The sequence below is a fragment of the Mycobacterium sp. genome (assembly GCF_965229265.1).
Classification (GTDB): domain Bacteria; phylum Actinomycetota; class Actinomycetes; order Mycobacteriales; family Mycobacteriaceae; genus Mycobacterium.
In genome coordinates this window covers 1,019,973-1,039,810 of record NZ_CBDDIY010000010.1, presented here as the reverse complement: position 1 = coordinate 1,039,810, position 19,838 = coordinate 1,019,973, and the positions used below count along the sequence as shown (strand labels likewise).

The window sequence follows — 19,838 nt, the reverse complement described above, 5'->3', positions numbered from 1 at the left end:
CGGGGGGTGTTGACCAGGTTCAGCACCACATCGAACGGCCCTCCGTCGACCGTGATTGGCGTCGCGGCACACCCCGCACTTCCAGCGACCGGGACAAGTGACCCAACTACCCGCGACACGCGGTTAGTCTCCAGCCATGGCGAAGCGAATCGTGATCTGGGGTACCGGATTTGTCGGCCGGATGGTCATTCCCGAGGTGCTGGCCCACCCGGAGTTCGAGCTGGTCGGGGTCGGGGTCAGCAATCCGGCCAAGGTGGGTGTCGACATCGGGACGATCTGCGGTATCCCCGAAGTCGGCCTCGTGGCCACCGATGACGTCGACGCGCTGATCGCGTTGAAGCCCGACGCGCTGGTGCACTACGGGCCGACCGCGGCGCACGCCGACGCCAACATCGACCTGATCTCCCGGTTCCTGCGGGCCGGCATCGACGTGTGCTCGACCGCGATGACGCCGTGGGTGTGGCCCAAGATGCACCTCAACCCGCCGAACTGGATCGACCCGATCACCCAGGCCTGCGAGGCGGGCCAGTCGTCGTGTTTCACCACGGGGATCGATCCCGGCTTCGCCAACGACCTGTTCCCGATGACGCTGATGGGGCTGACCTCCCAGGTGCGCCTGGTCCGCGCTTCCGAGCTGCTGGACTACACGAACTACGAGGGCGACTATGAGTTCGAAATGGGGATCGGGCGCGAACCCGAGTTCAAGCCGCTGCTGGAGAACTCCGACATCCTGGTGTTCGCCTGGGGTGCGACCGTGCCGATGATCGCCTATGCCGCCGGAATCGAGCTCGACGAGATCACCACCACGTGGGAGAAATGGGTGACCCCGACCGAGCGCAAGACCGTCAAGGGCGTTATCCCGGCCGGCAACGTCGCGGCGGTGCGGTTCACCATCAATGGCGTCTACCAGGGGGAGACCCGGATTCAGCTGGAGCACGTCAACCGGATCGGCCAGGATGCCGCCCCGGATTGGCCCTCGGGCACCCAGGACGATGTCTATCGCGTCGATATCCAGGGCACCCCCACGATCTTCCAGGAGACCGCGTTCCGGTTCACCGACGGCTCCGGACGTGACGCGGCGACGGCCGGCTGCCTGTCCACGGGACTGCGCGCGCTCAATGCCGTCCCGGCCGTCAATGACCTGTCGGCCGGCTGGGTCACACCGCTGGATCTGCCCCTGATCCCGGGGCGCGGCACCATTCGCTGAGTAACGTCGTCCCCGTCCACGCCGACATCTCTGATGAATCCGATGATCGGCGCTGGGGCTACCCGTTTGCCGCGGGAAGCCCGGATTGGACGACATGACAGACCCAACGAGGCCGGCGATCGGCCTGTCCGTCGGGGCGACCATGCTGAGCGCGGTGACCCCGGAACGCTCGATCACCCGCAGGCCGGTGATCACGCTTTTCCGGCATCGCTCACCCGAGGTCGGCCTGCCGTCGGAGAACCCCCGCCTCGACGAGTCGGGCCTGGTGATCACCGACTTCGTCGACCGCGTCGGTGACCCGGTCCCCGTCGTGGCCGCCGACGGCTCGGTGCACCCCGCCGAGGCGTTGCTGGCCGACGCGCTGCGGGCGTTGGCCTACGCGGCGACCGCGGGCCGTCCTTTGCCGCCGGCCGCCGCGATCACCCACCCCGCGCACTGGCGCGCGCCGGCCGTCGACGCGCTACGCCGGGCGATTCGCCGCGTTCCCGAATGGTCGGCCGAGGAGCCGCTGCTGATCGCGGACACCGCGGCTGCGTTGACCGCGCTGCAGGCCGAACCCGGGCTCCCGGGTCGCGGCGTGGTCGCGCTGTGTGACTTCGGTGGCAGCGGCACCTCCATCACGCTGGTCGACGCCCGCCAGGCGATCGCCCCGACGGTTCGCCATCTCGACTTCTCCGGCGACCTCATCGACCAGGGCCTGCTGGCCCATGTGGTGGCCGAGCTGTCGGCCGGCGGGACGCTGGACGTCACCGGCACTTCCGCGATCGGATCGCTGACCAGGCTTCGGGCGGAGTGCCGCGCGGCCAAGGAGCGGTTGTCGACGGTGACGGTCACCGCCCTGCCCGCCGAGCTGCCCGGCTTCCGCGGCGACGTCCGGCTGACCCGTGCCGAACTCGACGAGGCGATCCGGCGCGCACTGTCCGAGCTGGTGGCCGCCGTGCAGGACACCATCACCCGGGCCGGGGTCCGGCCCGGAGACCTCGCCGCGGTGGCCTCCGTCGGCGGCGTCGCCGCTATCCCGGCGATCACCACGATGCTGTCTGAGCACCTTCGGGTGCCGGTGATCACCACTCCCCGCCCGGCCTTGACCGTCGCCATCGGTGCCGCGTTGCGGGCCGCCCGCGCGCCCGCCGACACCAGTGCCACCGCCCTTGCCCCGACCCCGGTGCTGGCTCCTGAGCCGGTGGAGCCCGGCCCCCCGACCGGCCGGGCGCTGGCCTGGTCGCAGGCGGCCGACCTGCCTGACCTGGCTCCGGTGGCCGACCGGGCGCCGGTGGGCGACCCGGTGCCGCCGGTGAGCGCGCGTCCGGAACTGGACTTCGAACCTGACCCCGCACCCGCCCAGGAGGCGGCCCCGCCGTGGTACCGGCGCCCGATGCCGGTGGTGGCCGCGGCCCTGCTGGTGATCGCCGTCGCCGGGGCCGGGACAGCGGTGGCGCTGCGCGCCGACAGCGGTGCCGCACCGGCGACGCCGACGCCGAGCATCACCACCACTCCGCAGGCCGCTCCCGCGCCCCCGGTCGACGCTCCAACCTCGGCACCCGTCGAGAATCAGGCGGTGCAGGCCACTGCGGCAGCACCGCCACCGCGCACCGTGGTGCAGGTCCCGGCGCCGGTCACCCAGACCCAGATCGTGCAGGCCCCGCCGGTCACCACCGAAGCGCCGCCACCGCCGCCGGTCACCGAGACCGAGACGACCACCGTGGTGACGACGACGGTGTCCACCCCGCCGCCGGTGACCGAGACCGCCACCGTCGCGCCGCCGACGTCGACTCAGCCGCCGTTCATCCCGACGATCCCGCCGATCCCGACGATTCCCGGGCTGCCGCAGATCTTCGTGCAACCGCCGTCACGCTGAGCGGCGGTGCTTGGCCAGCACCACGTTGGCCAGCGGGATGGACATCTGCTCGGGGGCCGCGGCGAGCCTGGCGGCCACCGCGGCCTCCAGCCGGCCGGCGAATTGCGCACCCCGCTCATCGATGGAATCCGGATTCAGCGCCGCGGCCAGCGTCGGGAAGATCGAAGCCCGAAGGAACCCAGCCCAATTCGCGCCGAACGCCTTCGCGTCGCCGTCGGCCTGGAACTGCGCCCAGAACCGGTCCTCGGCATTGAACAACTCCAGATGCTCGATCGACAGACCTTCGAACCGCCCGGACGGGGCGAACGGCGCCCGGAAGTCCTTCTCTTCGCGGCCCATCGAGGGGATGGACATGCGGCGGGCTTCCTCGGCGGTGACCAGACCTTCCTCGACGAACTGGCGCAGCGTGGTCACGATCGCGTCGAACGCGGATTTGAAGCCCGAGCCGCCGTCGGGCTCGAGCCCGACCGTCAAGACCACCAGCCGCCCGCCGGGAGCCAGTTCGCGGCCGCGGAAGGCGACGAACTCGTGCCAGTCCTCGGCGGCCTGACGGGCGTAGGCCTGCCGAGCCGTGTCGTCGGCGCTGTAGGAGATCTGCACGTGATCGGGGATGGGCATCGGGATCCGGCTCAACCAGTGCACGGCCCAGGAGCTCCAGCCCAGCACGATGCTGTCCGACGGCAGGATCTGCTGGTAGAACGAGCGGCCCACCGCCGAGGCGAAGGTGGCCCGGTCCTTGGTGAGATAGCTGTCCTGGTCCTGGCTCAGGGTGGTGAACAGTGCCGAGAAGTCGTTGTCGGCCACGTCGGTGTGCGCGACGAGGATGGCATGGTCGGGGCGGGTCCGCTTGCGCAGCACGGTGATCGCTGCCCCGATCGGCAATAGCGAGTTGTATCCGGTGGCCGCACCGTAGTCGGCGATGGTGATGGGGTGAGGCGTCCTCGGTAGTGGCACTGTTTGCGCCGCGTTCTCGAAAAGCGTTATTGCAGTGCGTAATCCGGCGGCCTGTAGTCGCGATGATGGGGTGTAGGTGGCGCTGTCCATCGGCTGCGGACGCACCACGATGCTGGACTCGGGCACGTCAGGACCGGCGGCGACGGTGCAGCAACAGCCCGACGACAACCCCCACCACCAGCATCGCTGCCAGCAGCAGCCACATCGGGGACTCCACGGTGATCCACAGGACGTGCACCCGCTGGCGGTCGCGGTTCTGGGCGATGAAGATCGCCGCCAACACCACCAGGGTGATGGCCAGCCAGTAGCGCAGGGCGAATCGCCGTACCGCGCCGCCCGGGCGCGGTGACACTTCGTCAGGGGACATGGTGACCTCCTGTCATTGCCGTCAGGAGGTGACGGTAGTCGCTGCCGGCTGGTTCGTCGGATAACTTACGCCGATGCCGATCGAGCCGGCCTTGGTGACCTGGCTGATTGGCGCCGCGGCGCAGCGCCCGGCGTGACACACTCTCGGCCATGGCCGGCGCCAAGTCCATCTCGCGCATCCTGGCGATCTCCGGGATCTTCATGATGGTGGTCGGCGGCATCGGCTTTATCGTCGTCATGGCGCTCAACGCCTTCGTACTCGACGAGTTCGACGCCTACGGCGAGGTGCCCATCCCGGGGTCCGGTCAGGTCCAGCTGCCCGCCGGTGAGGTGCAGATCAGCTTTCACACCTCGGTCACCGGGTCGCCGTCCAGCGGGTTCCCGCTGCCGGCATTACGCCTGAGCATCGTCCCGCCGGCGGGTGCCGCCGACCCGGTGCTGACCGAGAAGCACGGTGCCACAACAACGGTCAACAGTGACATGCATGCCCGGATCTGGGTCGCGCAGGTCGCCGCGGCGGGCACCTACCAGATCCGCACCGACGGACAGGTCAACGGCTACATCAACCCGCGGCTGGCGTTCGGCCGGGACAGTGATTACGACTACCTGCACTGGGTGTTCGCCGCGGTGTTCGGCTTCGGCCTGCTCGACATGATCATCTCGCTGGCGTTCCGCCGGCGGCGGGGACGCTCGCCCGAGGCCAGCCCGTTCGAGGTTCCCGTCACCACCTACCAGCCTGACCCCTACACACCGACTGACCAGGGCGTGCGGCTTGAACAGCTGAAGACGCTGGCCGCGTTGCGTGAATCCGGCGCGCTGACCAACGACGAGTTCGAGGCGGAGAAGCGCCGGATCCTCAACAGCTAGGCGTCTACACTCACCCGACGTGAGGGCTGTGAGTTGTGTGCACGGGACATTGTCGGTTGTCGAGCTGCCCGCTCCGGTGCCCGATGAGGGCCAACTGGTGGTCGATGTCCGCAGTTGCGGCATCTGCGGATCGGACCTGCACGCCAAGGATCACGCCGACGAATTGACCAGTGTCACTAATGAGGTCGGCTACGCCGACTTCATGCGCAGTGACACCCCAGTGGTGATGGGCCATGAATTTTCCGGCGAGGTCGCCGAACGCGGGCGCAAGACGCCCAAGGCGTTCAAGGTGGGGACCCGAGTGGTGTCCTTCCCGCTGGTGCGCGGCCACGGCGGCGTGCACCTGACCGGTCTGTCACCGCTGGCTCCCGGCGGCTACGCCGAGCAGGTGCTCGTCGAGGCCGCCATGACCTTCGCGGTGCCCAACGGGCTGTCCCTGGACATCGCCGCTTTGACCGAGCCGATGGCGGTTGCCCTGCACGCGGTGCGGCGCAGCGAGATCGCAAAGCGCGACACCGCGATTGTGATCGGTTGCGGGCCAGTCGGCTTGGGGATCATCTGCCAGCTCAAGGCGCTCGGGGTCGGCACCATCGTCGCCAGCGACTTCTCCCCGGGCCGTCGCGCACTCGCCGCCCGCTGCGGCGCCCACGTCGTCGTCGACCCCAAGGTGGACTCGCCCTACGAGAAGGCGGCGTCCAAGGGCGTGCTCAGTACCGCCCCGGCGCTCTACGAACTCGGCATGAGTTCCATGGAGAAGCTGCGCAAGCTGCCCCGCTGGGAGGTGCTCTACCGCGCCGCCGACGTGCTCGGCGCGGCCGGTCCGAAGCGCCCGGTGATCTTTGAGTGCGTCGGTGTGCCAGGAGTGCTCGACGGGATCATCGGTGCCGCCCCATTGAACTCTCGGGTGATCGTGGCCGGTGTCTGCATGGGTACCGACCAGTTGCGGCCGTCAATGGCCAACGTTAAAGAGGTCGACATACGGTTCGTGTTCGGATACACCCCGCTGGAGTTCCGCGACTGCCTGCACATGCTGGCCGACGGAAAACTGGACGTCTCGCCGCTGGTCACCGGCAAGGTCGGGCTCGACGGAGTCGCGGCAGCGTTCGATGCGCTGGGCGATCCGGAGACCCACGCCAAGATCCTCGTCGACCCCCGCAGCGCCGCGACCACGCCTTAGTGGCCGCGTGCGACCCATTCGTCGTAGTTCACCAGTTCGTCCCCGATGCGGGTGGTGTCACCGTGGCCGGTGTAGACGACGGTGTCGGCCGGCAGCTTGCCCAGCTTGTCCTTGATCGACCCGAGGATCGTCGGGAAATCGGAGAACGACCGCCCGGTCGCGCCCGGCCCGCCCTGGAACAAGGTGTCACCGGAGAACACCGCACCCAGCGCGGGGGCATACAGGCAGGTGGATCCGGGGGAGTGGCCGGGTGTGGCAATGGCGTGCAGCTCGATGCCGTCCGCCTTGAGTACCTGGCCGTCTTCGAGGGCGCGGAACTGCTTGTCGCCGTGCGTCGTTCGCCACAGCATCTCGTCGGCGGGATTCAGCAGGATCGGTGCGTCGAAGTCCGCACTGAGCTGGGGCGCGACGGTGATGTGGTCGTTGTGGCCGTGGGTGCACACCACCGCGACCACGTGCCGATTGCCGACCGCGTCCTCGATGGCCTTCGCGTCGTGGGCGGCGTCGATGACGATCACCTCGGAGTCGTCACCGACGATCCAGATATTGTTGTCGACTTCCCAACTGCCGCCGTCGAGTTCGAAGGTGCCGTGGGTGACCACCCGTTCGATGCCGCTCACAGCACGACCACCGAACGCAGCACCTCGCCGGCATGCATCTTGTGGAAGGCGTCTTCGATACCGTCCAGGCCGATGCGTTCGGAGACGAACTTCTCCAGTGGCAGGCGGCCCTGACGGTAGAGGCTGATCAGGGTGGGGAAGTCGCGCTCGGGCAGGCAGTCGCCGTACCACGAGGACTTCAGCGATCCGCCGCGGGAGAAGAAGTCCACCAACGGCATCTCGAGTGTCATGTCCGGCGTCGGAACACCAACCAGCACAACGGTTCCAGCCAGATCGCGGGCGTAGAATGCCTGCTTCCAGGTCTCCGGGCGACCGACCGCGTCGATCACCACGTCGGCCCCGAAGCCGTCGGTGAGGTCCTGGATGGTCTGGACCGGGTCGAGCTCGCGGGCGTTGATGGTGTGGGTCGCGCCGAAGTCGCGCGCCCAATCTAGCTTCTTGTTGTCGGTGTCCACGGCGATGATCTTCTTCGCGCCCACCAGGGCGGCCCCGGCGATCGCAGCATCGCCGACCCCGCCGCAGCCGATCACCGCGACGGTGTCGTCGCGGCCCACGGCCCCGGTGTTGACCGCCGCTCCGAGTCCGGCCATCACCCCGCAACCCAACAATCCGGCCACCGCCGGGTCGGCCTCCGGATCGACCTTGGTGCACTGACCTTCGTGTACCAACGTCTTGTCGGCAAAGGCGCCGATACCCAGTGCTGGGGTCAGCTCGGTGCCGTCGGTCAGGGTCATCTTCTGGGCGGCGTTGTGGGTGTTGAAGCAGTACCACGGGCGTCCGCGTTTGCAGGCGCGGCACTGGCCGCACACCGCGCGCCAGTTCAGGATGACAAAGTCGCCCGGCTCGACCGCGGTGACGCCCGCGCCGACCGATTCGACGGTGCCGGCGGCTTCGTGACCGAGCAGGAACGGATACTCGTCGTTGATCCCGCCCTCGCGGTAAGTCAGGTCTGTGTGGCAGACGCCGCACGCGATGACATCGACCACCACTTCGCCCGGGCCGGGGTCGGGGATGACGATGTCGACAAGCTCGACCGGGTCGCCCTTCTTACGAGAAATCACACCGCGCACTGTTTGACTCATGAGTCAAACCTTAGCGTGATGCGCCCGAAATGCCGCATGCCCGTCCCACTCTGGCGATACCGTGGAGGCTTGCTAACCGCGAGACTCGAAACCCAGACAGATCTGCTGGTCGTCGCCCGCGCAGCGTATCGCCGCGGCGATTGGGAGTCCAGCTACGCCGCGTTCTCCCGGGCCGGTGCCGTCGGCCCGTTGTCCGTCGATGACCTCGACACGATGGCGACGGCCGCGTGGCGGCTCGGACATGGCCGGGAGGCGATGCGGGTCGGCGAACTCGTCTATGTCCGGTTGACCCGGACCGACCCGGGCGCGGCGGCGACAAAAGCTGTCGAGTTGGGGTCAGCCTGGCTGGCCCGGGGTGAGCTTGCCGTCGGCCGGGCCTGGATACACCGGGCGCGGGGACTGCTCTCCGGTGCACCCGAGAGCCCCACGCTGGTGCGGCTGGCCTATCTGGAAACCATGGTGGCCGTGCTCAGCGACGATGCCGACCTGTTGAGCGATCGGTCGGCGGTGCTACGCGAGTTGTCGGCCCGGGTACCGGCGCCGGCCCCGGATCTCGGCGACCTGGTGGCCGCCGGAGAGGGTGACCCGCTGCTCGAACAGCGACTGGTGGCCGCGGCACGCGCGCTCCAGGAGGTCTACCCCGCGGTCGCCGGAGAGGCGCTGTACCAACTCGGTGACGTGCGCCGGCGCCGCGGTGATGTCGACGGCGCGCTCGCCGCGTACGCCGGCGCCCACACATTCGGCGTCGCGCCCCAGCCCGGAGCGGCCCTGTTGCGCTGCGCCCTGGGCGACGTGGACACCGCGCGGGCCGAGGTCGCGGTGGCGATCGCCACCGCTGACGCCCGCAGTCGCCCCCGTCTGCTGCGGGCGGCCGTCGAGATCGCCTTGGCGGGAGGTGATCTCGATGAGGCGCAGCGCTATCTGCGGGAGCTGGAGGCCGTCGACGCCGCCGACTTGCCGCTGCGCGGCGCGATTCTGGTGCGCCGCGGCCGCCACCACGAGGCGTTGACCGTGCTGCGCTCGGCATTGCGGGAGCACCGGATCCGGCGGTCGCCGTACGAGACCGCTCAGGTGCACCGGTGGATGGCCGAGGCGCATCGGGGTCTCGAGGCCGGGGCTTCGCAGTAGGGCGGGTTGTGCGCGGGTAGCCTGCACTCGATGTCCACGCCACTCGACCTGATCGCCGACTGGCCGGTGCCGGCCGCGTCGGCCGCGGTCGTGGGCCCCTCGGGGGTGCTGGCCACCTACGGGGACACGGCCCGGGAATTCAGGTTGGCGTCGGTCACCAAGCCGTTGGCCGCCCGTGCCGCCCAGGTGGCCATCGAGGAAGGCGTGGTTGACCTCGACTTCCCGGCGGGGCCACCCGGAAGCACGGTCAGGCATTTGCTGGCACACGCCTCCGGGCTCTCGATGCATTCCGCGCAGGTGATGGCCGAACCCGGTACGCGGCGGGTCTACTCGAACTACGGCTTCCAGGTGTTGGCGGAGACGATCGAGCAGAACGCCGGCATCGAGTTCGGCCAGTATCTGGCCGAGGGGATCTTCGAGCCGCTGGGCATGGTGGCGTCGCGGTTGGACGGCGGCGCGCCGGCAGCCGGTTTCGGTGCGGTGTCCACGGTGGCCGATCTGGCCTGTTTCGCCGGCGACCTATTGACGCCGCGCACGGTGTCGGCCCAGATGCACGACGCGGCGACCAGCGTCCAGTTTCCCGGCCTGAGCGGGGTGTTGCCGGGCTTCGGCGTCCAGCGACCGAACGACTGGGGGCTGGGCTTCGAGATCCGCGACGCCAAATCCCCGCACTGGACCGGCTCGGCCAACTCGCCGCGCACGTTCGGCCACTTCGGGCAGACCGGCACGTTTATCTGGGTGGACCCGGAGCGCGGGTTGGCGCTGGTCGTGCTGACCGCCCGGGATTTCGACGAATGGGCCAAACCGGTCTGGCCGACGCTGTCTGATGAAGTTCTGAGAGTGTACGGGCCGGACTAGCGCAACAGGCGCCTCACAAGGCACAATAAACACGCACGACACAACTGCATCCTCGGAAACACCAGGTCGTTGGGGAAGACGTCCCTCGTGGAGCCGAAGGAGAAGGTCATGCGTGCGTCGAACCAGTTCGCCGACGTGACGACTGGCGTGGTGTACATCCATGCCTCGCCAGCGGCGGTATGCCCACACGTGGAGTGGGCGTTGTCGTCGACCCTGAACGCCAGGGCGAACTTGAAGTGGACCCCGCAGCCCGCTATGCCCGGGCAGCTCCGGGCGGTGACCAATTGGGTCGGTCCGGTCGGAACCGGGGCACGGCTGGCGAACGCGCTGCGCTCGTGGTCGGTCCTGCGATTCGAGGTCACCGAGGATCCCAGCGCCGGCGTGGACGGCCAACGGTTCTGCCACACCCCGCAGCTGGGTCTGTGGAGCGGGGCGATGAGCGCCAATGGCGACACCATGGTGGGTGAGATGCGGCTTCGGTCGCTGATGGCATCGGGTGCGGACATGCTGGCTGCCGAATTGGATTCGGTGCTGGGCACCGCCTGGGACGAAGCGCTGGAGGCCTACCGCGACGGTGGCGACGGCGGCGAAGTCAGCTGGCTGAGCAGGGGAGTCGGCTAGACCGTCGGCCCGATGAGTTCGTCGGCGACCCACTGGGCCACGCCGTCGGGATAGGGATCCGACAGCCCGAGCACGAGGTGGCTGAATCCGGCCTCGATCGCCTGTGTGATCGCGCTGCGGGTGGTTGCCGGCTGGTCGTAGGACACCTGGATGTGCATCGAGCGGGTGACGGTCGCCGGGTCTCGGCCGATTTCGGTGCAGTAGCGGTCGAGCAGCGCGCTGCGGGACTGCGCGTCCTCGATGTCGCCGCCGGGAATGTTCCACAGGTCGGCGTGCTCCGCGGTAATTCGTAGCAGCCGGCTCGAGCGGCCACCGGTGATGATCGGCGGATGCGGGCGCTGGACAGGCCGTGGATTGCCGAACGCGCCGGTCAGGCGGATGTGGCTACCGTCGAAATCGAAGGGCCGGTCTTCGGTCCATAGTCGTCGGATCACGGTGAGTGCTTCGGCGAGTTCGTCCATCGACTGTGCCAGGTCGGGGTAGGGCAATCCGTGCGCGTCGTACTCGCGCCTTGCCAGCGGATGGCTGGGCCGAGAGCCGGCGCCGATGCCGAAGTCGAGCCGGCCCGCAGAGACGATGTCGACGGTCGTTGCGATCTTGGCCAGCATCGCCGGCGGGCGGAAGCGGTTGCTGGTTACTAGCAGCCCCAGTCGCAGTCGGTTGGTCTGGGCTGCCAGTGCCGACAGCAGAGTCCATCCTTCGAAAGTGGGGCCGTCGGTGTCACCGAAGATCGGCATCAGGTGGTCGAAGAGCCAGGCGTGCTCGATCTCCGGGACGACGTCGGCCGCGCACCAAACCCGCAGGATGTCGTCGTAGCTGACCTGTGACGGGGCGGTCATGATCCCGAATTGCGGGCGTGGGTTGGTCATCGAAACTCCGAGATCGGCCTACGATGGATAAACGGAACTGTGATCCGTCTGACGTTACGGAACGATGTTCCGCTTTGCAACCGGATGGAGGTGCGGTGACCGGTCGAACGACCACGGGCCCGGCGCCGCGCAAGCGGGCCGATGCCCGCCGAAACGAACAGACCCTGCTCGCGGCTGCGGCCGCCAGCTTCGTCGCGTCCGGCGTCGACGTGCCGGTGCGCGACATCGCGGCTCGGGCCGGCGTCGGCGTCGGGACCATTTACCGGCACTTCCCCACGCGGGCCGACCTCATCACCGCGGTGTACCGCCACCAGGTCGAGGCCTGCGCCGAGGCTGGGCCTGCATTGCTCGCCGAGAAGAGCTCACCGCTGGCGGCACTGACGGATTGGATTGACCTTTTCATCGATTTTTTGGTCACCAAGCACGGACTGGCTGCCGCGATGCAATCCGAGGCCGGTGCGTACGGCACCCTGCACGCGTACTTCCTGAGCCGGCTTCTTCCGGTGTGTGAACAGTTGGTCGCCGCGGCCGCCGCTGCGGGGGAAATCGTCGCCGACGTCGACGCCTATGGATTGATGCGCGGCATCGGCAACCTGTGCATCGGCGCTGAAACCGACCCCGACTACGACGCACGCCGCATGGTGCGGCTCGTCATCGCCGGTCTGCGTGCTCATCCGCACACTGGTTGAAGGCCGGTTACGGCACGGCAAGCCGGGACTGGACCGCGATGGCGACGGCGTCGCCTGCGAGTGACCGAGACCTTCCACGCACCGGGCGCATGTGCCTAGCCTGATACCCATGGTCCAGCTTCATGTCGAGAAGACGATCCCAGCACCGCCGGAGCGCGTCTTCGACTGGCTGGCAGAACCGTCGAACCTGGCCGCCGCACCGCTGGTGCTGCGGGCGGGCTGGGCGAAGAACTCACGTCCGCCCGGTGTCGGTGCGCTACGTGAGGTGATCGGGACCGGCATGTGGTTTCGCGAGGAGATCACCGCCTACGACCCGCCGCGCAGCTACTCCTACCTGATCGTCGCATCGGTTCCCGCCTTCGACCATGACGGCGGAACGATCACATTGACTCCGAACGGCAACGGCACACACGTCGACTGGGTCAGCACCTACACGCATCCGATCCGTGGCGGCGGGGCGGCGATGGAGGCCGTGAGCTCGCGGTTGCTGCCATGGAACTTCCGCGCGATCCTCGACCGCTGCGCGCGGGCGCTGGAGGGCTGAACCACGAAGGCCCGCCACCTGGTCGGTGGCGGGCCTTCGTGGTGGGGATCAGTGGCTGTGACGCACGCTGGTGTCGACGTGGGGCACGTAGACGTGCGGCTGGTTTTGCTGGTTCCAGATCACGTCGCTGAGATCGGCCTGGGCACTGCCGGCCAGCCCGAGGGCCGCCGCGACGAAACCGCTGGCGATCATTGCCGATGCTGCGAACCGCTTCATGATGTCTCCTTGTTGGTGTTAGCTGCCGGGTGTTGTTGGTGTCCCGGCTGGCGTGAGACCAACATTGCCGGATGCGGCCCTCGCGGAGAATCGGGCGATTCAGGGATTCCGTTGATGAATCGGCATCCTTCAATCGGAGGATGGCACGAAAATCTTCAGTGCGCCCGGCACCGCCGAGATCTCAGCGGGCAGCGGGCAGGCGTAGTCGCCGTCAGCGTAGGCGTTGATGCCGGGGGAGTCGACGGTGATCGTGCGGGCGCGATCGGTGCTGACCTCGTCGAGGTTGACGTGCGTGCCCTTGAACACCGTCGGGAACAACCGGATTAGCTTCGTGCGCGACGACGCGTGCACCATCGTGATATCGAGCAGCCCGTCGCGGTGATTGGCGCCCGGGCAGATCAACATGCCTCCGCCGTAGCTGCGGGTATTGCCGAAGGCCGCCAGCGTCAGATCGGTGACGATTTCGCGTTCCCCGTCGAGCACCATCCGAAATGGCAACGGCCGCAACCGATACATCTCGGCGACCATGGCCACGTTGTAGCGCATCCTGCCGTGCGGCCAGCTCATCCGGTTGACGCGGTCGCTGACCAACGAGTCGAACCCGGTGGCAGCCACTGTGCCGAACCACGTGCTGGTCCCGTCGACGCTCTGGATGTGCCCGAGGTCGACGGTCTCGAGGTGTCCGGCGGCGATCACGTCCACCGCGGCCTCCGGGTCGGCGGTCGGCAGGCCGTACTCCCGGGCGTGGTCGTTGCCGGTGCCGGCCGGGACGATGCCCAGCGGAATGTTCTTGCACGCCAACGCCTGAAGCGCCAATCGGATCACACCGTCGCCACCGATGACGACGAGCGCATCGGTGTCGTGACCGAGTGCCTCGTCCACGAGTTCGCGGGCATGGGCGGCGTCCCGGCCCACGATGCCGGTCACGTCGATGCCCAGTGCCTGAAACCGGGCCACCGCCCGCTCCGCGGCATGCGGGGCATTGCCATGACCTGACATCGGATTCGTCAGGACCGTGACATGCCTGATCATGGAATCAGCTTGCCGGGGTTGAGGATTCCCGCGGGGTCGATGGTCTGCTTGACCGCCTGCAGCACCTTGACGCCCAGCTCGCCGACCTCGGCGGTCATCCACCGGCGATGATCGGCGCCAACCGCGTGATGATGGGTGATGGTGCCGCCGGTGCGTGAAATCGCATCGGATGCGGCAACCTTGGCCGCCAGCCACTGCTCGGTGACATCACCGCGTTGGCCGGCCACGACCGTGAAGTACAGCGACGCTCCGGTGGGGTACACATGCGAAATGTGGCACATCACCAGAGCGGGCGTACCGCTTTCGGCGAGCGAAGTGGTCAGCGCCTCGGTCACGGCGGCCTTCAGCGTCCCCAGGTTGGACCAGGTGGTCGCCGTCTCCAACGTCTCGCACAGGGCCCCGGCGGCGAGCAATGAGTCGCGCAGGTACGGCGCGTCGAAGCGGCCGTGCTCCCAGGCCCGGGCCGGGGCTTCGCCCAGAGATGTCCCGCCCTGCGCCTCGAACACGGCGCGGGTTTCGGCGTGCCGGCTCTCGGTGTGCGCGGCGGTGCCCTCGAACACGGTGAGCGCCAGGCATCCGCCGGTGATGGTCTGCTCGCCGATGCTGCTGGTGGTCGCCAGGTTCACCCCGGTTTCGGCTTCGTCGGACAACCGCAGCACGGTTGCTCCGGTGCCGATCTGGGTCACCGCCCGGAGGGCGGCCGCTCCGGTGGCGAAGTCCGGGAAGGACCACGCCTCGTAGCGCACCGATTCAGGCACCGGATGCACGCGCAGCCGTACCCGGGTGATCACACCGAGAACGCCTTCGGACCCGGTGAACAGCTCGCGCAGGTCCGGTCCTGCCGCCGATTCTGGCGCGCGGCCCAGATCCAGCACCCCGACCGGCGTGACGACCGTCAGCCCCCGGATCATGTCGTTGAAGCGGCCGTACCCCGCGGAGTCCTGCCCAGAGGAGCGGGTGGCCGCATACCCGCCGATGGTGGCGAAGCGGAAGCTCTGCGGGAAATGCCCCAGCGAAAAGCCGTGCTCACCCAACAGTCGCTCGGCATCCGGTCCGGTCACGCCGGCGCCGAGTTCGGCCTGCATCGACACCGGATCCAGCCCGTGCAGTGCGTCCAGGCGGCGCAGGTCCAGCGAGACGACGGCGGCGAACTGGCCGCGGATCGGGTCGAGCCCGCCGACGACGCTGGTGCCACCGCCGAAGGGCACGACCGCGATGCCGTGCTGCGAGCAGTACCGCAGCACGGTGGCGATCTCGTCCTCGGTACCGGGAAGCAGCACCGCGTCGGGTGCGTCCTGATGGGATTGTTTGCGGCGCAACAGGTCCAACGTCGACTTGCCACCGGCGTAGAGCAGCCGGTCGCGGTCGCCGGTCCGGATGTAGCCGGCGCCGACGATTGCGCCCAGCCCGTCGCGGTGAATGTCGGTGAGCGCCGACGGGCTCACCTGCACCTCATCGATGGCCGGCGCCTTTACTTCGCTCGCGGTGACGCCGAGGGCTTGCTCGAGCAGCGTCCGGATTCCGTCGGAGAGTGGCTTGGCGGCCTCTGGATCGCCCCAGGCGTTCCAGGCCATCGGAGGGAGAAGGGTGCGGGCATCATCGCTCATGCGTTACAGTATTACAGATGCTGTCAATCAGTAACGACGAATCGGTGGATATCGGCGACCGGATCCTGGCTGCCGCGGCCACCTGCGTGCGCGATTTCGGAGTGGAGCGCGTCACCCTGGCCGAGATCGCGCGTCGGGCGGGGGTGAGCCGCCCGACGGTCTACCGCCGCTGGGCCGACACCCGCACGATCGTGGCCTCCCTGCTCACCGATCGCATCACCGATGCCTGGCGGGCGGTTCCGGCACGGGTGCCGGGCCGGCTCGGTCTGGTCGAGCGGATCGTGACGGTGGCGGGCCGGCTGCGCGACGACGAACTGATCACCTCGGTGCTGCGCTCCGCGCCCGACGTGGCGATCGTGTACATCACCGGACGACTCGGCACCAGCCAGCAGATCCTCATCGACCAGGTCGCCGACGAGTTGAGAGCGGCACAGGCCGACGGCAGCGTGCGCGCCGGCGACGTCCGCCAGCTGTCGGCGATGGTGCTGCTGATCGCGCAGTCCGCAGTCCAGTCGGCCCCGATCGTCGAACCCATCCTCGACGCGGACGCCCTGTCCGCGCAGCTGACCCACGCTCTGAACGGATACCTCGCCCCATGAGTGACCGCACCGCCCTCAACGCCGCCCGCCGCAGCACCGACCTGACCGACCTGGGTGAGGGCGGCCACGTCGACGTCGTCGTCATCGGGGGCGGAATCACCGGAACCGGTATCGCGCTCGATGCTGCCAGCCGCGGTCTGTCCGTCCTGCTGGTCGAAAAGCATGACCTGGCCTTCGGCACCAGTCGCTGGAGCTCCAAGCTGGTCCACGGCGGATTGCGCTACCTGGCCACCGGCAACGTCGGCATCGCGCGGCGCAGCGCCGTCGAGCGCGGCATTCTGATGACCCGCACCGCGCCGCACCTCGTGCACGCCATGCCGCAGCTGGTTCCGCTGCTGCCGTCGATGGGCCGCGGGCAACGTGCCCTGGTGCGAACCGGTTTCGCGGCCGGTGACGCACTGCGCGTGCTGGCCGGCACCAGATCGACCGTCCTTCCGCGTTCCCGGCGCATCGATGCCGCACAGGCGGTCGCAATGGTCCCGACCGTGCGTCGTGACGGCCTCGACGGCGGGCTTTTGGCCTACGACGGGCAGCTCATCGACGACGCCAGGCTGGTGGTGGCCGTGGCGCGTACCGCGGCCCAGCACGGCGCACGGATTCTGACCCGGGTGTCGGCGAAAGCCGCCACCGGCACCTCGGTGGACCTGGTCGATGAAGTCACCGGGGAATCGCTGGCAGTCAACGCCCGTGCGGTGATCAACGCGACGGGCGTATGGGCCGGGGAGGTCGACTCCTCGATCAGATTGCGCCCAAGTCGCGGAACGCACCTGGTATTCGACGCGACCTCGTTCGGCAATCCGACTGCCGCGCTGACGATTCCGATCCCCGGAGAGGTCAACCGCTTCGTCTTCGCGATGCCCGAGCAGCTCGGCCGGGTCTACCTGGGCCTGACCGATGAGGATGCGCCGGGGCCGATCCCCGATGTGCCCGAGCCGACCCCGGCCGAGATCGGCTTCCTGCTCGACACTGTCAACACCGCGCTCGGGGCCGCACTGCGGACCGAGGATGTGCAGGGTGCCTACGCCGGTCTGCGGCCGCTGATCGATACCGGCGAGGGCCGGACGTCTGATCTCTCTCGCGAGCACGCCGTCATCGAGTCGGACTCCGGGGTGTTCAGCATCGTCGGCGGCAAGCTCACCGAGTACCGGTACATGGCTCAGGACGCCCTCGACCGTGCGCTGGCGGCACGCTCGATCACGGCCGAGCCGTGCCGCACCCGCAACCTGCCGCTGGTCGGTGCTGCCGCCAATCCCGTTGCGACCCTTCGTACCACGAGTGAGCTTCCCGGTTCCCTGGTGGCCCGCTACGGTGCCGAGTCGCCCAACGTCATCGCCTCGGCCCGCTGCGACCGCCCGACCGCTCCGGTGGCCGACGGGATCGACGTCACCCGAGCCGAATTCGAGTTCGCCGTGACCCACGAGGGTGCGCTGAGCGTCGAGGACATCCTCGACCGGCGAACTCGCATCGGGCTGGTGGGCGCCGACCGGCAGCTGGCCGCCGGTGCTGCCGAGGAGTTGCTCGCCGCAACCAGTTAGGCGCCATCCTCGGTAGCTGGCGTGGACGGCTTCAGTGTCCAGTGCGACCATGCCCTGATGTCGAAGATCTACGAATACGTGCGTCATCCCCGCGTAGACGAGTTGCGCGCGAGCAGACCGGTCAAGACCCGTGACAGCCGCCGGCTGGACCACCCGAACGTCCTGGTCCGCTTCAACGCGAGATTCGGATTGCTGATCACCGTCACCGTCGGCACGATGTGGACCGCCTACGTGTTCACTGCACTGGCGTTGGTCGCGCTGCCTGACGCGGTCAAGCAGGGCACGTATTTCGTCGTGGTATGGCTGTCGAGCAGCTTCCTGCAGCTGGTGCTGTTGCCGATCATCATCGTCGGCCAGAACATCCAGGCCAAGTCGGCTGACAAGCGTTCCGAGGAGACCTACAAGGACGCCGAGGCGGTGCTCAAGGAGGCCGAGAAGATCCAGCAGCATCTACTCGCCCAGGACGAGGTCATTGCGGGGATCCTGCGCCAGCTCCAGAGCGCACCGCCGGCAGGCCCGGCGCCCGCGGCCAGCTGAGACGCCGGAGGCAGGTAGGCCCCGCACACAAAGCAGGCATAACCGGGCTCCGGAGTGGGCACTCAACCTCCATCGCGGAGCCGGAGGATGCCATGGCAGCCACACCAACCCTGAAAAAGGCGCTCAACCAGCGGCAGCTGAGGATGATTGCGATCGGCGGCGTGATCGGCGCCGGATTGTTCGTCGGGTCGGGGGTGGTGATCGGCGACTCCGGTCCCGGCGTGTTCATCACCTACGCGCTGTCTGGGGCGCTCATCGTGATGGTGATGCGGATGCTGGCCGAGATGGCGGTCGCTCGTCCCTCGACCGGCTCGTTCGCCGACTACTCGCGCGACGCGCTGGGCCAATGGGCCGGCTTCTCGGTCGGCTGGCTCTATTGGTACTTCTGGGTCATCGTGGTCGGCTTCGAAGCGATCGCCGGGGCGAAGATCATCGAATACTGGATCGACATCCCACTGTGGTTGAGCGCATTGGTCTTCATGGTCTTGATGACGGCGACCAACCTGTTCTCGGTGAAGTCCTACGGCGAGTTCGAATTCTGGTTCGCCGGGATCAAGGTCGCGGCGATTCTGGTCTTCATCGCAATCGGGGCCTGTTTTGTGTTCGGGTGGTGGCCGGGGAGGTCGGCAGACTTCTCCAACCTGACCAGTCACGGCGGTTTCATGCCAATGGGTGCCGGCGTGATCACCGTCGGCATCGTCACGGTGATCTTCTCCATGGTCGGACCCGAGATCGCCACCATCGCCGCGGCCGAGTCGTCAGAACCCGAGAAAGCCGTTGCGCGGGCATCTAATTCGGTCGTCGTGCGGATTCTGGTGTTCTATGTGCTCTCGGTCTTCCTGGTCGTGACGATCGTTCCGTGGAACGACGGGGGTGTGGCCGCGTCCCCGTTTGTTGCCGCCTTCAACAAGATGGGCATTCCCTACGCCGACGACATCATGAACGCGGTGGTGCTGACCGCCGTGCTGAGTTGTCTGAATTCCGGGATGTACACGGCGTCGCGGATGTTGTTCGTCCTGTCCGCTCGGCACGAGGCGCCCCAACGGCTGGTGCGGGTGACCGCTCGTGGTGTGCCGGCGAACGCCATCCTGTTCTCGTCGGTGGTCGGCTTCGCCTGTGTCATCGCCGCAGCCTTCGCCGAGGACACCATCTTCGCCTTCCTGCTCAATTCCAGTGGAGCGATCATCCTGTTCGTCTACCTGCTGATTGCCATCTCGCAGATCGTGCTGCGCTACCGCCACGGCGATGCCGAGCTGCGGCTGAAGATGTGGTTCTTCCCGTTGTTGTCGATTCTGACCATCGGCGCGATGTTGGCGATCCTGGTGCAGATGTACCTCGACGACGCGCTGCGCTCGCAGTTGCTCCTGAGCCTGTTGTCCTGGGTCGTCGTCGTGGTGCTGTTCGCCGTGACGAGGAGATTCACCGCAGATCGCCGGGCGGAGCGGCCCGCCGTCGCGGCGAACGCGCCCCGG

Annotated in this window: 21 protein-coding genes and 1 pseudogene; 14 read left to right on the top strand and 8 right to left on the bottom strand. The window is 68.1% G+C overall.

Features of this window, described 5'->3' with window-relative positions; genetic code table 11:
* The first annotated feature begins 136 nt into the window (after positions 1 to 136).
* Positions 137 to 1,207, top strand: coding sequence for an NAD(P)H-dependent amine dehydrogenase family protein (locus ADBZ9K_RS06990; RefSeq protein WP_526619367.1), 1,071 nt, complete (start codon positions 137 to 139; stop codon positions 1,205 to 1,207).
* A 94-nt stretch (positions 1,208 to 1,301) separates the two neighbouring features.
* A complete protein-coding gene (locus ADBZ9K_RS06985; RefSeq protein ID WP_526619366.1) occupies positions 1,302 to 3,065 on the top strand; it encodes an Hsp70 family protein in 1,764 nt (587 codons plus the stop codon).
* Here the strand turns inward: ADBZ9K_RS06985 and ADBZ9K_RS06980 are convergent.
* Together ADBZ9K_RS06980 and ADBZ9K_RS06975 are read right to left on the bottom strand one after the other, a co-directional pair.
* Positions 3,057 to 4,145 (bottom strand): class I SAM-dependent methyltransferase, encoded by a 1,089-nt coding sequence (locus ADBZ9K_RS06980; RefSeq protein WP_526619364.1) that lies wholly within the window; start codon positions 4,143 to 4,145, stop codon positions 3,057 to 3,059. The genes ADBZ9K_RS06985 and ADBZ9K_RS06980 overlap by 9 nt on opposite strands.
* A gap of 1 nt (position 4,146) precedes the next feature.
* The gene (locus ADBZ9K_RS06975) at positions 4,147 to 4,386 is read right to left on the bottom strand and encodes a DUF1049 domain-containing protein (RefSeq protein ID WP_526619363.1); all 240 of its coding nucleotides are present in this window, start codon (positions 4,384 to 4,386) and stop codon (positions 4,147 to 4,149) included.
* 149 nt (positions 4,387 to 4,535) lie between these two features.
* Between ADBZ9K_RS06975 and ADBZ9K_RS06970 the strand changes: the two genes are divergently transcribed.
* Together ADBZ9K_RS06970 and ADBZ9K_RS06965 are read left to right on the top strand one after the other, a co-directional pair.
* Positions 4,536 to 5,252 (top strand): SHOCT domain-containing protein, encoded by a 717-nt coding sequence (locus ADBZ9K_RS06970; protein WP_526619362.1) that lies wholly within the window; start codon positions 4,536 to 4,538, stop codon positions 5,250 to 5,252.
* Positions 5,253 to 5,271: 19 nt separating this feature from the next.
* Positions 5,272 to 6,429: a zinc-binding dehydrogenase gene (locus ADBZ9K_RS06965; protein WP_526619361.1), complete on the top strand. Its 1,158-nt coding sequence runs from the start codon at positions 5,272 to 5,274 to the stop codon at positions 6,427 to 6,429.
* Here the strand turns inward: ADBZ9K_RS06965 and ADBZ9K_RS06960 are convergent.
* Positions 6,426 to 7,049, bottom strand: coding sequence for an MBL fold metallo-hydrolase (locus ADBZ9K_RS06960; RefSeq protein WP_526619360.1), 624 nt, complete (start codon positions 7,047 to 7,049; stop codon positions 6,426 to 6,428). The two genes, ADBZ9K_RS06965 and ADBZ9K_RS06960, sit on opposite strands and share 4 nt — an antisense overlap.
* A complete protein-coding gene (locus tag ADBZ9K_RS06955) occupies positions 7,046 to 8,131 on the bottom strand; it encodes an S-(hydroxymethyl)mycothiol dehydrogenase (protein WP_526619358.1) in 1,086 nt (361 codons plus the stop codon). The genes ADBZ9K_RS06960 and ADBZ9K_RS06955 overlap by 4 nt, the downstream gene beginning before the upstream one ends.
* Positions 8,132 to 8,200: 69 nt before the next feature.
* On the opposite strand from ADBZ9K_RS06955, the gene ADBZ9K_RS06950 reads away from it, so the two are divergent.
* The 3 genes from ADBZ9K_RS06950 to ADBZ9K_RS06940 all read left to right on the top strand — a co-directional run bounded on the left by ADBZ9K_RS06950 (position 8,201) and on the right by ADBZ9K_RS06940 (position 10,738).
* Positions 8,201 to 9,259 carry a tetratricopeptide repeat protein gene (locus ADBZ9K_RS06950; RefSeq protein ID WP_526619357.1) on the top strand — a complete coding sequence of 353 codons (1,059 nt, stop codon included), beginning with the start codon at positions 8,201 to 8,203 and terminating at the stop codon, positions 9,257 to 9,259.
* 30 nt (positions 9,260 to 9,289) lie between these two features.
* Entirely contained in the window at positions 9,290 to 10,117 is an 828-nt protein-coding gene (locus ADBZ9K_RS06945; RefSeq protein WP_526619356.1) for a serine hydrolase domain-containing protein, read from the top strand.
* 108 nt (positions 10,118 to 10,225) lie between these two features.
* Positions 10,226 to 10,738 carry a DUF3145 family protein gene (locus ADBZ9K_RS06940; RefSeq protein WP_526619355.1) on the top strand — a complete coding sequence of 171 codons (513 nt, stop codon included), beginning with the start codon at positions 10,226 to 10,228 and terminating at the stop codon, positions 10,736 to 10,738.
* Here ADBZ9K_RS06940 and ADBZ9K_RS06935 read toward each other — a convergent pair.
* Positions 10,735 to 11,607, bottom strand: a complete 873-nt coding sequence (locus ADBZ9K_RS06935; protein WP_526619354.1) for an LLM class flavin-dependent oxidoreductase — start codon at positions 11,605 to 11,607, stop codon at positions 10,735 to 10,737. The genes ADBZ9K_RS06940 and ADBZ9K_RS06935 overlap by 4 nt on opposite strands.
* A gap of 95 nt (positions 11,608 to 11,702) precedes the next feature.
* Here ADBZ9K_RS06935 and ADBZ9K_RS06930 point away from each other — a divergent pair, with 95 nt between their 5' ends.
* The 3 genes from ADBZ9K_RS06930 to ADBZ9K_RS06920 are packed head-to-tail and all read left to right on the top strand — an operon-like array spanning position 11,703 to position 12,840.
* Positions 11,703 to 12,296 (top strand): TetR/AcrR family transcriptional regulator, encoded by a 594-nt coding sequence (locus ADBZ9K_RS06930; protein WP_526619353.1) that lies wholly within the window; start codon positions 11,703 to 11,705, stop codon positions 12,294 to 12,296.
* On the top strand, positions 12,274 to 12,360 hold the full coding sequence (locus tag ADBZ9K_RS06925; protein WP_526620795.1) for an excalibur calcium-binding domain-containing protein: 87 nt from the start codon (positions 12,274 to 12,276) through the stop codon (positions 12,358 to 12,360). Before ADBZ9K_RS06930 ends, ADBZ9K_RS06925 begins: the two co-directional genes overlap by 23 nt.
* A gap of 45 nt (positions 12,361 to 12,405) precedes the next feature.
* Positions 12,406 to 12,840 (top strand): SRPBCC family protein, encoded by a 435-nt coding sequence (locus tag ADBZ9K_RS06920; RefSeq protein ID WP_526619351.1) that lies wholly within the window; start codon positions 12,406 to 12,408, stop codon positions 12,838 to 12,840.
* A gap of 48 nt (positions 12,841 to 12,888) precedes the next feature.
* Here ADBZ9K_RS06920 and ADBZ9K_RS06915 read toward each other — a convergent pair whose 3' ends face one another.
* The 3 genes from ADBZ9K_RS06915 to ADBZ9K_RS06905 all read right to left on the bottom strand — a co-directional run bounded on the left by ADBZ9K_RS06915 (position 12,889) and on the right by ADBZ9K_RS06905 (position 15,662).
* Positions 12,889 to 13,056: a hypothetical protein gene (locus ADBZ9K_RS06915; RefSeq protein ID WP_526619350.1), complete on the bottom strand. Its 168-nt coding sequence runs from the start codon at positions 13,054 to 13,056 to the stop codon at positions 12,889 to 12,891.
* A 129-nt stretch (positions 13,057 to 13,185) separates the two neighbouring features.
* Positions 13,186 to 14,088: a diacylglycerol kinase gene (locus tag ADBZ9K_RS06910; protein WP_526619349.1), complete on the bottom strand. Its 903-nt coding sequence runs from the start codon at positions 14,086 to 14,088 to the stop codon at positions 13,186 to 13,188.
* Positions 14,085 to 15,662, bottom strand: a complete 1,578-nt coding sequence (locus ADBZ9K_RS06905; protein WP_526620793.1) for an FAD-binding oxidoreductase — start codon at positions 15,660 to 15,662, stop codon at positions 14,085 to 14,087. The genes ADBZ9K_RS06910 and ADBZ9K_RS06905 overlap by 4 nt, the downstream gene beginning before the upstream one ends.
* Positions 15,663 to 15,712: 50 nt before the next feature.
* Between ADBZ9K_RS06905 and ADBZ9K_RS06900 the strand changes: the two genes are divergently transcribed.
* The 4 genes and pseudogenes from ADBZ9K_RS06900 to ADBZ9K_RS06885 all read left to right on the top strand — a co-directional run.
* Positions 15,713 to 16,294 (top strand): TetR/AcrR family transcriptional regulator, encoded by a 582-nt coding sequence (locus tag ADBZ9K_RS06900; protein ID WP_526619348.1) that lies wholly within the window; start codon positions 15,713 to 15,715, stop codon positions 16,292 to 16,294.
* Positions 16,291 to 17,829, top strand: a complete 1,539-nt coding sequence (locus ADBZ9K_RS06895) for a glycerol-3-phosphate dehydrogenase/oxidase (protein WP_526619346.1) — start codon at positions 16,291 to 16,293, stop codon at positions 17,827 to 17,829. Before ADBZ9K_RS06900 ends, ADBZ9K_RS06895 begins: the two co-directional genes overlap by 4 nt.
* Before the next feature lie 57 nt (positions 17,830 to 17,886).
* Entirely contained in the window at positions 17,887 to 18,366 is a 480-nt protein-coding gene (locus ADBZ9K_RS06890) for a DUF1003 domain-containing protein (protein ID WP_526619345.1), read from the top strand.
* A gap of 92 nt (positions 18,367 to 18,458) precedes the next feature.
* Positions 18,459 to 19,835 (top strand): annotated as a pseudogene (locus ADBZ9K_RS06885) (amino acid permease); the annotation flags it as partial.
* Positions 19,836 to 19,838: the final 3 nt, after the last annotated feature.

Bases quoted from the DNA above. Each gene is read 5' to 3' on its own strand.
- ADBZ9K_RS06990 (WP_526619367.1), top strand. From the start codon at position 137: ATGGCGAAGCGAATCGTGATCTGGGGTACCGGATTTGTCGGCCGGATG.
- ADBZ9K_RS06985 (WP_526619366.1), top strand. From the start codon at position 1,302: ATGACAGACCCAACGAGGCCGGCGATCGGCCTGTCCGTCGGGGCGACC.
- ADBZ9K_RS06975 (WP_526619363.1), bottom strand. From the start codon at position 4,386: ATGTCCCCTGACGAAGTGTCACCGCGCCCGGGCGGCGCGGTACGGCGA.
- ADBZ9K_RS06970 (WP_526619362.1), top strand. From the start codon at position 4,536: ATGGCCGGCGCCAAGTCCATCTCGCGCATCCTGGCGATCTCCGGGATC.
- ADBZ9K_RS06955 (WP_526619358.1), bottom strand. From the start codon at position 8,131: ATGAGTCAAACAGTGCGCGGTGTGATTTCTCGTAAGAAGGGCGACCCG.
- ADBZ9K_RS06945 (WP_526619356.1), top strand. From the start codon at position 9,290: ATGTCCACGCCACTCGACCTGATCGCCGACTGGCCGGTGCCGGCCGCG.
- ADBZ9K_RS06940 (WP_526619355.1), top strand. From the start codon at position 10,226: ATGCGTGCGTCGAACCAGTTCGCCGACGTGACGACTGGCGTGGTGTAC.
- ADBZ9K_RS06935 (WP_526619354.1), bottom strand. From the start codon at position 11,607: ATGACCAACCCACGCCCGCAATTCGGGATCATGACCGCCCCGTCACAG.
- ADBZ9K_RS06920 (WP_526619351.1), top strand. From the start codon at position 12,406: ATGGTCCAGCTTCATGTCGAGAAGACGATCCCAGCACCGCCGGAGCGC.
- ADBZ9K_RS06915 (WP_526619350.1), bottom strand. From the start codon at position 13,056: ATGAAGCGGTTCGCAGCATCGGCAATGATCGCCAGCGGTTTCGTCGCG.
- ADBZ9K_RS06910 (WP_526619349.1), bottom strand. From the start codon at position 14,088: ATGATCAGGCATGTCACGGTCCTGACGAATCCGATGTCAGGTCATGGC.
- ADBZ9K_RS06905 (WP_526620793.1), bottom strand. From the start codon at position 15,662: ATGGCCTGGAACGCCTGGGGCGATCCAGAGGCCGCCAAGCCACTCTCC.
- ADBZ9K_RS06900 (WP_526619348.1), top strand. From the start codon at position 15,713: ATGCTGTCAATCAGTAACGACGAATCGGTGGATATCGGCGACCGGATC.
- ADBZ9K_RS06895 (WP_526619346.1), top strand. From the start codon at position 16,291: ATGAGTGACCGCACCGCCCTCAACGCCGCCCGCCGCAGCACCGACCTG.
- ADBZ9K_RS06890 (WP_526619345.1), top strand. From the start codon at position 17,887: ATGTCGAAGATCTACGAATACGTGCGTCATCCCCGCGTAGACGAGTTG.